Source organism: Stenotrophomonas sp. STEN038, assembly GCF_056759895.1.
The window spans coordinates 55,433-67,091 of the sequence record NZ_JBRRDW010000010.1; the positions used below are offsets into that span (position 1 = coordinate 55,433).

An 11,659-nucleotide genomic window follows, 5' to 3' on the forward strand; every position below is an offset into this window, starting at 1 on the left:
AACAGCCCCCTCCCTTTCGCGCAGCGAAGGGAGGGTTGGGGAGGGGTGCTCTTGGCTCTAGAGCTTTTCGCTCCCACCTCGAAGCTCCACCCCAAACAACCACCATCACCTCAACCAAGCATCCTCAAACCGCCTTACCACCAGCAGCCACAATCGCCTGCTCGATCTCCTGCGCATTCACCGGCCCCAGGAACTGCCTGGCCACCTTGCCGTCGGGCCCGATCAGGTAGGTCATCGGCAAGCCACGCGGCGTCGCGAAATCCTTGGGTGGGCTGAAGGTGTCGATGATGGCGATCGGATAGGCCACCGGATGCTCCTTCAAGAACGCCTGCATCTCGTCCAGCTCGATATCCTCATACGCCAGGCCAACCACTTCCACATTGCCGCGCATGGCGTGCAACGCCGACAGCTCCGGCATCTCCTGCAGGCAGGGCGCACACCAGGTGGCCCAGAAGTTCACCACCACCCACTGCCCACGATGGCTGGCCAGGTCGTAGGTCTTGCCATCCACGGTCGGCACCTGCAGCTGCGGTACTTCCACCGTCTGCTGGACCACGCCGGGCTGGGTCGCCTCGGGCGCGGCCGGTGCCTCGGGTGCGGCAGCCGGTGCGGCAACAGGCGCCTGCTCGGGCTGGCACGCTGCCACGGCCAGTGCCAGCAGCGCGACGGGAACAAACTTATTGATCATCGACTCTCTCCGCGCTCTACATAGATGTCATCCACACGGCGCTTGAGCAGTTCGCGCAACGGCAGACGTAGTTGATCCAAGGCATCGCAGGCCGCTTGCCCAAGGCTGTCCTCGCGCATTGGCAGGTATTCCTCGGCGGCCGGAATACGCAACTGCGCGCTTTCGTACAGTTCATGCAGGCTGATGCTGTCCAGGTCGCGCGCCAGCAACCATTCGCCACCCTCGTCACGGCGCAGCACGCCAATAGCTTCCATCTGCTCCAGCAACTGCTGCAGCAAGGAGTCGGTGAGCATGGGTTCGAGCAACAACAGCTGGTCTTCATCCAGCCCCCGCCCTTGCTGCCGCGCCTCACGGAAGCGCCCCAACAGACGCAGCAGGCCATAGAGCTCGCAGCCCTGTGGCAGCCGCATTGACGCCGGTTGATAGCGGAAGGCGGCGATCGATGAGGCCAGTGACGCACCCAGCAATACCGACACCCAGCTCAGGTAGATCCACAGCAACAGGATCGGCACGAAGGCCACCGTGCCATAGAGCTTCTGATAGGACTGGAAGCTGCCCAGATACAGACCCATGCCCCACTTCACCAGCTCCAGCATCAGCACCGCGAGCAGCGCGCCGGGAATGGCGTGGCGCCACTTCACCGTGTGGTGTGGCACTACCCGGTAGATCAGCACCACACAGATGAATTCGATCAGTACCGGTGTCAGGCGCAGGCCAAGATCAGCCAGCCAGCGCCCCTCGGTGGTGCCGAACAAAGGCAGCGACAGCACTTTGGCCGAGATCGCCAACGAGGCGGCGGCCAGCAAGGCACCTAGGGTCAACACCGTCCAATAGACCAGGAAGCGGGTCAGCTGCGGCCGCGCCGACGCTACCCGCCAGATCCGGTTGAAGGTCTGCTCAACGCTGTTGAGGGTGATCAGCAGCGACACCACCAGGGCCAGGAAGCCAGCGGCGGTCAGCTGCCCGGCGCTGGCCGAGAACTGTTTCAGATAGCCTTCGGCCGCACGTGCCGCCGAGGGTACGAAGTTGGAGAACACGTAGTCGCTGAGCGCCTCGCTCCAACGATCGAACATCGGGAACGCCGACAGCACTCCGAACACCACGATCGCCAGCGGCACCAGTGCGAACACCGTGGTGTAGGCCAACGAACCAGCGGCCTGGAACAGGCGGTCGTCGAGGAAGCGCTTCCACAGAAAGCGCCCGAAGCTGACGTTGCGCGCCCGGTCACGCAGGCGCTCCATCCATAGGTTGAGTGAATCCAAAGGTTCCATTCGGCAAGGGTACCCGATGCAAAGCGCGGGCCGCATCGTTGATACTGCCGGTTCCTGCAAGAGTGAGTGAATGCTGCGATGGCGGAAATTCTGGTGCTTTACTACAGCCGTGGCGGTTCGGTAGCCCGGCTGGCGCGGCAGATCGCCCGCGGTATCGGCGAGGTGCCGGGCATGAGCGCCCGCCTGCGCACGGTGCCGCCGGTCGCCGCCGTCACCCAGACCAGCGCCCCGCCTGTGCCCGAAGACGGCGCCCCCTACGTGGACATCGCCGATCTGGCCGAATGCGATGGCATCGTGCTGGGCAGCCCTACCCGTTTCGGCAACATGGCCGCGCCGGTCAAGCACTTCCTTGACGGCCTGGGTGCGGAATGGGTCAACGGCACCCTGGCCGGCAAGCCAGCGGCGGTGTTTACCTCCACCGCCTCGATGCATGGTGGCCAGGAGTCGACCCTGTTGTCGATGCACCTGCCGCTGCTGCACCACGGCTGCCTGATCATCGGTATTCCCTTCACCGAACCGGCGCTGAGCCACACCAGCAGCGGCGGCACGCCGTACGGCGCCAGCCATGTGGCCGGCAGCCAGGATGATCCCCAGCCCACGGACGATGAGGCGGTGCTGGCGCGGGCATTGGGCCGACGGGTAGCCGATATCGCCCGGCGTCTGGCGCAATGAGCGGCCGCAGCCGCGATCTGATCCTGGCCTTGGCACTGGCGCTGCTGGCCGGCCTGTATGCGTGGTGGTTCCGCGCCGACCGCCACCTGCTGGCAGTGGCCTTGGTGTTCGTGGCGCCGCCGGTACTGTTGTTGCTGGGCGTACTGGCACAGCGCGCGGTGGCGCGCTTCTGGGCGGGAGTATTGGCGCTGTTCTGGTTCAGCCACGGCGTGATGAGCGCTTGGAGTCACCGCGAGACCGCACTCTACGCATGGGTCGAGATCATCCTGGCGCTGCTGATCGTGGCACTGGTCAGCCTACCCGGCATGCGCGCCCGCTTTGCGGCCAGGAAAGCCCGATAGAGCCGAGCCATGCTCGGCTGGGGCGTTACCGACCTCCCCCTGTAGAGCCGAGCCATGCTCGGCTGGGGCGTTACCGACAATCCACAGTTTGTGGGAGCGGCGCCAGCCGCGAAACTGGCATCACCGAAACAGCAGGCAAGCTGGTGATCCGATGGGCCACCGGCTTCGCGGCTGACGCCGGTCCCACAACCACAGCTGATCCGGCCCAGGGCAAGTCCCAGCCGAGCATGGCTCGGCTCTACCTATGTGACCTGACGTGGCCCGGCGCAGCCTGCGGCATTATCATTCGCAGCATCGCGGCCTGTGCCGCTGGCAGTCACCGCAAGGAATTACCGCAATGATGGAAGAACTCCTGATCGTCACCACCGGTGGCACGATCGACAAGATCTACTTCGACGACAAGTCCGATTACCAGATTGGTGATCCGCAGATCGGCATGATCCTGCGCGAGCTGGGCGTGACCTTCCGTTTCAACGTGATTCCGATCCTGCGCAAGGACTCGCTGCACATCAGCGACGACGACCGCGAACTGATCCGCGCCACCATCGCCGCGCAGCCAACCCGTCACGTGCTGGTCACCCACGGCACCGACTCGATGGTCGCCACCGGCAAGGTACTGGCCACCATTCCCGGCAAGACCATCGTGATGACCGGTGCACTCAGCCCGGCGCGCTTCCGTGGCTCCGATGCCGAGTTCAATATCGGCTGCGCGATCGGTGCGGTGCAGTCGCTGCCCGAAGGCGTCTACATCGCCATGAACGGCCGCATCTGGAATCCGGAGAAGGTCCGCAAGAACGTCGACGCCAACCGCTTCGAATCGCTGTAAGTGGCAAAAAGCACCCGCGCCACCGCCGCATTGGACAAGGCAGGCATCGCCCATGGCGTGCATGCCTATGACTACTCGGCCGATGTCGACAGCAAAGGGCTGGCGGCAGCGCAGGCGCTGGGCATCGCGCCCGCGCGGATGTTCAAGACGCTGATGGCATGGGTGGACAAGCAGCCGCTGATCGCGGTGATTCCCTCCGATCAGCGCCTGTCCCTGAAGAAGCTTGCCGCCCATTGCGGCGGCAAGCACGCGCAGATGATGGAAATACCCGAGGCCGAAAAACGCAGCGGCTACAAGGTCGGTGGCATCAGTCCCTTTGCACAGCAGCGGCCGGCCAAGGTGGTGTTCGCCGCCAGTGCCACCCAGCACGACACGCTGTACATCAACGCCGGCCAACGTGGACTGCTGCTGGATATCGACCCGGCTGACGCCTTGCAGGTTCTGCAGGCCGGTTGCGCCGATATCTGCGAGGACTGAGTCCCCTCACCGGCATGAGCCCGACGACAACACCAGACTCATCCACGCTGACGAGCACTGCCTTGCGCTAGAACGTGATCGACCAGCCATTCAGGCGCCCGGTATCGCCACTGGCCCTATCGTTGACCCGCAGCTTCCAGCTGCCATTCAAGGCCTCCTTGGACAGATCGACCTCGAAGGTCTGTTTGATGTCATCGGCACTGCCGCCTTCGTAGTTGCTCAGCAGATAGACACGGCCACCAGGCGCGAGCAACTCCACCTTCAGATCACCACGCCAGCTATGGCTGATATCCACCGTCACCGGCGTTGCTGCCGGTGCATTGGCGGTACGCCCGGATACGCTGATCGCACTTTCCACCGTGCGGTTGTCGAGGATATCCAGCCCCTCGTCGCTGCTATAGGTCTGCGCCGGCAGCAGACCCCAACTCGCCTTCAAACGCACGCCCGAGTACGTCGAGTAGCCGCTCAACATGACGTGGTACGTGCCTGCTACGGGAACGGGAATGCTGCAGCTTTCAGCATTGCCTGCACTGAACGGACGGCAATCGTAGGTGGAGGCGGTAGGGCGACTGGCAGCACGCACGTACAGATCCGTGTCGCCATTGCCACCGGCAATGCTGATCAGCAGATTCGACGCCTCCGCAGGTACCCGCACGCTGTAATAGCGGTTGCTGCCCTTGCTGCCTGCCAGGCCGTCCAGCACCACATCATTCTCCAGCTCAGTCGCCGGGTCGGGCTGCGGCTCCGGTGGCAGCGGGCCACCCAAGGCTACGGCCACCGCCGCTTGCGCATTGACGATGCCGGCGCCGATCTCACGATCCGGTGCAGTTGGGAAAGGAGTCACCGTCGCCTTGATCAAGGCTTCAATCTGCGTAGGCGTACGCACAGGATTGGATACCTGTTGCACCAGCGCCACCACGCCAGCCACATGCGGCGCCGCCATCGAGGTCCCGCCATAGGAGGCGTAGCTCTCGCCCGCCGGGCCCTTGCTGCCATTGTTGAGCGTGGAAACAATGGAGCTGCCCGGCGCCGCAACATCCACCAGCGGCCCGTAGTTCGATTGCTGGCTGTTGCTCCAGATCGAACGTTTGCCAGCGCTGTCGCTGGCAGCAACGGCGATGACATTGTTGCAGTTGGCAGGCGAGGCATTGCCCACGTTGCTGTTGCTGTTGCCAGCGGCTATGACCAGCGTTGCGCCCTTGCCTACAGCGCTGTTGATCGCATTCTGCATTGTGCTGCCGCAGGTGCCAGCGCCGCCCAGGCTGAGATTGATGACCTCTGCCGGATTGGCATTTGCGGGCACGCCGGATACCTGCCCGCCAGCGGCCCAGACAATGGCATCGGCAATATCCGAGGTATAGTCACCACAGCGACCCAGCACGCGTACAGGCACGATCCTGACACCAGGCGCAACGCCCGCCACCCCCTTGCCGTTATCGGTCACCGCCGCAACGGTGCCGGCCACATGGGTGCCATGCCAACTGGAGTTCCGCGCGCCGTGGTTGCCACCACATTGATTGGCTGTCACCCAGTCACCAGGGTCGCTGGCATCGCCATCTCGACCATCGCCATCATTGGCCACCTCCATGTCATCAATGAAGTCATAACCAGGCAGAACATTGGCATTCAGGTCGCTGTGGCTGGCAATGCCGGTATCCAGCACCGCCACCACCACGCCCGCCCCGGTCGCGCTTTCCCAAGCCTCGGCGGCCTTGATGCCATAGGCGCCGGACAGCCCCCATTGCTCACCGAACCGCGGGTCGTTGGGGGCTGCATCGATGGTGTGCAGCCGATCAATCTCGACGTACTCGACATTGCGATCCGTAGCCAATCGATGCATCAGTGCTTGTGCCTCGATGCGATCCAGCGGGATGTCCACCTGCACCACATCCGCGCCTACCGCCAACCGGCGCAGGCGTTGCAGCGAGCCTGACTTGCCAGCGCGCGTCGGCAGCGCACGTGCAGCGGCGGTCAAGGCATTGCCCAGCCCAATCCCTCCCTCAGTTTGAGTTGTGTCCTGGCGGAACTTGACGATGAAGCGTTGATGCACAGGTGCAGAGTCCAGGCCTGCAAGGTGCACTTCGCCGGCCAAGGCCGGCTTGCACAACAGCAGGGGAAGCAGCGAAGCAGTACCAACTGCCACGAACCCACGGCGAAGCGCACGGCGCGAAATGGATGACATTGTTGAACCCTTCTGCATGGAAGTTGCCGCTTGCGCGGCGCCGGTCCTGCCTGGCGTTCTCTGTGTTGACTGCAACCATCACCTGGACAGAACACTCCGGATCGCCCCCTGTTACCGACCCGCCTGCCGACACTAGGCATCCGCCTTGCACACTCCCATCGGAGTACTACTGAAACCGCTGTCCCAGCCGAAGTCAGAACCTCCCAACGCATCAGTCAGGGAAGCGCACAGCACTATCTTCAATGCATCCCAGGTACATCAATGCGGGCAATCACTGCTCGCGGCGTGACAACGCAACACACTGAAGAGTGGCGGGATCCGCACGCGCTGAAATCCACCAACGAGCAAACAAAAAGCCCCGGCGAGAACGCCGGGGCCCTGTCACATCACAACAAGGCAATGGTGCCTTCGGTCGGCCATTGCCTGCCGCTTGAACCTTGCTCAACTCAGAACCTGATCGACCAACTGTTGATACGACCGGTGTCGCCACTGGCCTTGTCGTTGACGCGCAGCTTCCAACTGCCGTTGAGCGCCTCGCTGGAGAGGTTCACGTTGAAGGTCTGCTTGATGTCATCCGCGCTGCCACCTGCATAGTTGCTCAGCACATAGACGCTGCCGTCCGGCGCGACCAGGTCCACCTTCAGATCGCCCTTCCAGGTATGGCTGATATCCACCGTCACCGGCGTCGATGCCGGTGCATTGCCGGTTCGCCCGGAGACGGCGATGGCGCTCTCCACAGTGGCGTTGTCGACGATGGTGACGTCGGTAGCGTTGCTATAGGTCTGCACACCGCCACTGCCACCACCGGTACTCCAACTGGCCTGCAGGCTGACCCCGGAGAACGCCGAGTACGCGGACAGCATCACGTGATAGGTACCTGCAACTGGTGTTGCGAAGGTGCAGCTCTCGGCATTGCCGGTCTTGTACGGCCGGCAATCATAGGTGGACGTGGTCGGCTGGCTGCCGGCGCGCACATACATGTCCGCGTCGCCGCTGCCGCCCGAGCTGGCAATCACCAGATTGCTCGCACCCGCCGGCACCTGCACGGTGAAGGACTGCGTACTGCTGGCAGCGCCGGAAAGCCCGGTGATCGGCACGCCATTGTTCAGCACCGTGCCACCCGGATTCGGATTGCCACCGCCATTGGCTGCATCCACCACTGCCTTGGCATTGAGGATGCCGGGGCCGATGCTCTGCGACGGCGTGGACGGGAACGGCGTTACATTGGCCTTGATCAGCGCTTCCACCTGCGCCGGCGTTTTCGGCGTAGTTGAAACCGCCTGCAGCAATGCGACAACACCAGCCACATGCGGGGTCGCCATCGAGGTGCCGTTGTAGGACGCATAGCTTTCCGTGCCCGGCGTGGTGGTACCGCTATTGAGCGTGGACAGGATGTTGGAGCCCGGTGCGGCGATGTCGATCAACGCACCGTAGTTGGAGAAGCTCGAACGTGCGCCGGTGCTGGTCGTCGATGCCACCGCGATCACGTTGTTGCAGTTGGCCGGCGAGGCGTTGGAGACATTGGTGTTGTCATTGCCTGCAGCAATCACCAACGTGGTGCCGCGACTGACCGCGCCATTGATCGCCGCCTGCGTGGTGCTGCCGCAGGCGCCAGAGCCACCCAGACTAAGGTTGATTACCTCGGCCGGATTGGCATTCGCCGGCACGCCGGATACCGTGCCACCGGAAGCCCAGATGATGGCATCGGCAATATCCGAGTCGTAGCCACCGCAGGTGCCGAGCACACGCACCGGCACGATCTTGGCGCCATACGCCACACCGGCAACGCCCTTGGCGTTGTTGGTGACCGCAGCAATGGTGCCGGCCACATGCGTGCCGTGCCAGCTGGAACTCTGCGCGGCATGGGTGCCACCGCATTGGTTGGCGCTTACCCAATCACCCGGATCACTGGGATCGTTGTCGCGGCCATTGCCATCGTTGGACACCGTGGTGTCGTTGATGAAGTCATAGCCCGGCAACAGATTTGCAGCCAGGTCGCTATGTGCGGTGATACCGGTATCCAGTACCGCAACCACCGAGCCGGCGCCATTGGTCACATCCCAGGCCTGGTTGGCCTTGATGCCGTAAGTACCCGAATAGCCCCACTGCTCGCCGTAGCGGGTGTCGTTCGGGGTCAGGCGGATGGTGTTGAGACGATCGACCTCGACGTACTCGACGTTCGGATCGGCAGCCAGCTTGCGCATCAGGGTTTCGGCTTCGACGCGGTCCAGCTCGGCATCGGCGCGGACCACATCCGCACCTACCGCCAGTCGCCGCATGTGCTGCACGCCGACGCTCTTGCCGGCACGGGTCGGTAGTGCGCGGGCAGCGGAGACCAGGGTTTTCTGCAAGGCGGCGTCGCCTGCGGCCTGGCGGCTGTCCTGACGGTATTTGACGATGAAGCGCTGATGCGTCGGCGCGGAATCCAGACCGGCCAGATGCACATCACCGGCCCAGGCCGGCGCACACAGAAGCAGGGACGACAACGAAGCAGTGCCAACAACCAACAACCCACGAACAAGCGTACGGCGCGATTTGGATGACATTGATGAGCCCTTCTGCATTGAGAGGAAGCCGCTTGCACGGCATGCGTCCTACCCCAGGCCCTGCCAGATGCGAAGAGGTTGCTGCCCGGGTAGAACTACCCGAACCAGTCCCCTGTTACCGATCCGTTGGCGGACAGTAAATGGCGACTGAACCGATGACAAGAGGGTTACAACAGAAACTGTTGCTTCGTCACGTTTACCTAAGTGAGTGATTCGTAAAGATTATTTACTTATTCCTTGGTACAGCTGGGCTGCGCGGGTGGGTGTCCGGACAAAGAAAAACCCGCTGCGGACAGGCCGCAGCGGGTTCTTTACTTACCCGGCCCGGACGCTCAGGCGTCCAGACGCACCAACCAACCATGACGGTCCGGCTGACGGCCGTACTGGATGTCGGTCAGTTCCTTGCGCAGCGACATGGTGACCTCGCCGGCCGGCGCGTTGATATCGCCTACCGAGAAGTCTTCGCCCTTGAGCTGGCCGATCGGGGTGATCACCGCAGCGGTACCGCAGGCAAACACCTCGGTGATCTCGCCCGAGCTGACGCCCTGCTTCCACTCATCGATGGTGACCTGGCGCTCTTCCACATTCATGCCGCGGTCGCGGGCCAGCTGCAGCAGCGATTCGCGGGTGATGCCTTCCAGGATGCTGCCCGACAGCGCCGGGGTGACCAGCTTGTTTTCCTTGCCGTAGACCAGGAACACGTTCATGCCGCCCAGTTCTTCCAGGTACTTGCCCTCGACCGGATCGAGGAACAGCACCTGCGAGCAGCCCTGTGCCTGCGCCTGCTGCTGCGGCAGCAGCGAAGCGGCGTAGTTGCCTCCGCACTTGGCCGCACCGGTGCCACCCTTGGCAGCGCGCGCGTAATCGGTGGACAACCAGATGGCGACCGGTGCAACGCCCTTGGCGAAGTACGGGCCGGCCGGGCTGGCGATCACGTAGTAAGTAGCTTTGTGCGCACCGCGCACGCCGAGGAAAGCCTCGTCACCGATCATGAAAGGACGGAAGTACAGGCTGGCTTCATCGGCATCGGACACCCAGTCCTTGTCCAGCGCGACCAGCTGCTTGAGCGATTCGACGAAGATGTCAGCCGGCAGCTCCGGCAGCACCAGACGGCGCGCGGAACGCTGCAGGCGTGCGGCATTGGCTTGCGGACGGAAGGTCCACACCGAGCCATCAGCGTGGCGGTAGGCCTTGATGCCTTCGAAGATTTCCTGGCCGTAATGCAGCACCGCAGCGGCCGGGTCCAGCGAAATCGGGCCGTACGGCGTTACCGCCGCGTTGTGCCAGCCGGTGTCCTTGTCCCAGCGTACGGCCACCATGTGGTCGGTGAAGTGCAAACCAAAGCCCGGCTTTTCCAGGATTTTGGCGCGCTCCTCGGCGCTACGCGGATGGTCCGAACGGGTGACATCGAAGCTCAACGAAGACTGGGACACCGGATAATTCCTTCCAGATTGCGGGATGGGACAGCCCCGCTGCCACAGCGGCAACGGGGGTGCAGCACAAACCGTCACCGGCAGCCGCCGGTGCGGCCTTACAGCATGCCAGTTTCCAGGCGCGCCGCCTCGGACATCATGTGACGGCCCCACGGCGGGTCGAACACCAGGTCGACGTCGGCCTGGGCCACGGTCGGGATCATCTCCAGCTTGCTGCGCACGTCATCGACCAGGATCTCGCCCATGCCGCAGCCGGGCGCGGTCAAGGTCATCTTGACATCCACCTCGCGCTGGCCATCGTCCAGGTGTTTGATATCCACCTCGTAGATGAGCCCAAGATCGACGATGTTGAACGGAATTTCGGGATCGAAACAGGTGCGCAGCTGTTGCCACACCAGTTTTTCGACATCTTCGTCGCCAGCGTCGTCGGGCAGTTCCAGCCCCGGCGGCGGCTCCTTGCCGATAGCGTCGCCGTCCTTGCCGGCGATACGGAAAAGGTTGCCTTCGACAAACACCGTATAGCTGCCACCCAGCGCCTGGGTGATGTAGCCATAACTGCCGGCCGGCAAGGTCACGCTATCGCCCTGCGGCACCATCACGGCCGGGCAATCACGCTCAAAATGGACAGGTTCACTGCTACGGGAATACATGGAGATGGATATGGGGACGCGGTGGCTACCCGCAATGGCCCCATTTTATCCGACTGGGCGTCATCGCCGCTGAAACGCTATGCTGCGGAATCTGTTCGGGAATGCCCATGTCGCCTGTTTCCACCTCGGCCAGCCGTAGCCGCCACTGGCTCTGGCCCACTTTGTTGCTGCTCGGAAGCATCACCCTCACGCTGGCCTGGATGTTTGCCGCCCTGGCCACCGGCACCCAAGCTGGCTGGATGGCGGTCCTGGCCGCGCTGGAAGCGGCGTGGATGTTGCGTCTGGGCACCTTCCGCGCCGGTCCCGCTCGCATCGCTATCGCCGTCCTCGCAACCCTGCTGATCACCCTCGCCGCCAACTGGCTCATCGCCGCAGCCTATGTGGGCGGCCCGATGGGGCTGACACCATGGGAATCGGCACTGCGGATGGGCCCGCATTTCGCCTGGACACTGCTGTCGCTGGCCAATGGAATGGGCGAGCTGCTCTGGCTGACTGTTGCCCTGCTGGTGGCGTGGCGCGCCGCCCGCTGAATCCCCGCTGGTCACAGCATGGACGGAAGGCCAAATGGACAAC

General features: G+C 63.4%; 11 protein-coding genes and 2 pseudogenes. 5 read left to right on the forward strand and 8 right to left on the reverse strand.

Annotated features, from left to right (window positions below):
• Positions 1-124: 124 nt before the first annotated feature.
• Positions 125-688 (reverse strand): TlpA family protein disulfide reductase, encoded by a 564-nt coding sequence (locus tag ACVOLS_RS06145; RefSeq protein ID WP_481544881.1) that lies wholly within the window; start codon positions 686-688, stop codon positions 125-127.
• Positions 685-1,959 carry a YihY family inner membrane protein gene (locus tag ACVOLS_RS06150; protein ID WP_481544882.1) on the reverse strand — a complete coding sequence of 425 codons (1,275 nt, stop codon included), beginning with the start codon at positions 1,957-1,959 and terminating at the stop codon, positions 685-687. Before ACVOLS_RS06150 ends, ACVOLS_RS06145 begins: the two co-directional genes overlap by 4 nt.
• Positions 1,960-2,037: 78 nt before the next feature.
• On the opposite strand from ACVOLS_RS06150, the gene wrbA reads away from it, so the two are divergent.
• The 4 genes from wrbA to ybaK all read left to right on the forward strand — a co-directional run bounded on the left by wrbA (position 2,038) and on the right by ybaK (position 4,275).
• Complete coding sequence (wrbA, locus tag ACVOLS_RS06155; RefSeq protein WP_481544883.1) at positions 2,038-2,631, forward strand: NAD(P)H:quinone oxidoreductase; 594 nt, start codon at positions 2,038-2,040, stop codon at positions 2,629-2,631.
• The gene (locus ACVOLS_RS06160; protein WP_481544884.1) at positions 2,628-2,972 is read left to right on the forward strand and encodes a DUF2069 domain-containing protein; all 345 of its coding nucleotides are present in this window, start codon (positions 2,628-2,630) and stop codon (positions 2,970-2,972) included. The genes wrbA and ACVOLS_RS06160 overlap by 4 nt, the downstream gene beginning before the upstream one ends.
• Positions 2,973-3,312: 340 nt before the next feature.
• Positions 3,313-3,798, forward strand: coding sequence for an asparaginase domain-containing protein (locus ACVOLS_RS06165; protein ID WP_282267147.1), 486 nt, complete (start codon positions 3,313-3,315; stop codon positions 3,796-3,798).
• Complete coding sequence (ybaK, locus tag ACVOLS_RS06170; protein WP_481544885.1) at positions 3,799-4,275, forward strand: Cys-tRNA(Pro) deacylase; 477 nt, start codon at positions 3,799-3,801, stop codon at positions 4,273-4,275.
• A gap of 67 nt (positions 4,276-4,342) precedes the next feature.
• On the opposite strand, the gene ACVOLS_RS06175 is transcribed toward ybaK, so the two are convergent.
• From ACVOLS_RS06175 to sufT, 6 genes and pseudogenes are all read right to left on the reverse strand, one after another.
• Positions 4,343-4,717 carry a proprotein convertase P-domain-containing protein gene (locus ACVOLS_RS06175; RefSeq protein ID WP_481544921.1) on the reverse strand — a complete coding sequence of 125 codons (375 nt, stop codon included), beginning with the start codon at positions 4,715-4,717 and terminating at the stop codon, positions 4,343-4,345.
• Positions 4,697-6,457: pseudogene (locus ACVOLS_RS06180) on the reverse strand (S8 family peptidase); the annotation flags it as partial. The pseudogene ACVOLS_RS06180 and the gene ACVOLS_RS06175, both read right to left, overlap by 21 nt.
• Before the next feature lie 446 nt (positions 6,458-6,903).
• Complete coding sequence (locus ACVOLS_RS06185; protein WP_481544922.1) at positions 6,904-7,245, reverse strand: proprotein convertase P-domain-containing protein; 342 nt, start codon at positions 7,243-7,245, stop codon at positions 6,904-6,906.
• A gap of 24 nt (positions 7,246-7,269) precedes the next feature.
• Positions 7,270-9,003: pseudogene (locus tag ACVOLS_RS06190) on the reverse strand (S8 family peptidase); the annotation flags it as partial.
• A 332-nt stretch (positions 9,004-9,335) separates the two neighbouring features.
• Positions 9,336-10,436 carry a branched-chain amino acid aminotransferase gene (locus ACVOLS_RS06195; RefSeq protein WP_282267110.1) on the reverse strand — a complete coding sequence of 367 codons (1,101 nt, stop codon included), beginning with the start codon at positions 10,434-10,436 and terminating at the stop codon, positions 9,336-9,338.
• A 98-nt stretch (positions 10,437-10,534) separates the two neighbouring features.
• Entirely contained in the window at positions 10,535-11,086 is a 552-nt protein-coding gene (gene sufT, locus ACVOLS_RS06200) for a putative Fe-S cluster assembly protein SufT (protein ID WP_057628710.1), read from the reverse strand.
• Positions 11,087-11,193: 107 nt separating this feature from the next.
• Between sufT and ACVOLS_RS06205 the strand changes: the two genes are divergently transcribed.
• Positions 11,194-11,616: a hypothetical protein gene (locus tag ACVOLS_RS06205; protein WP_481544886.1), complete on the forward strand. Its 423-nt coding sequence runs from the start codon at positions 11,194-11,196 to the stop codon at positions 11,614-11,616.
• Positions 11,617-11,659 lie beyond the last annotated feature (43 nt).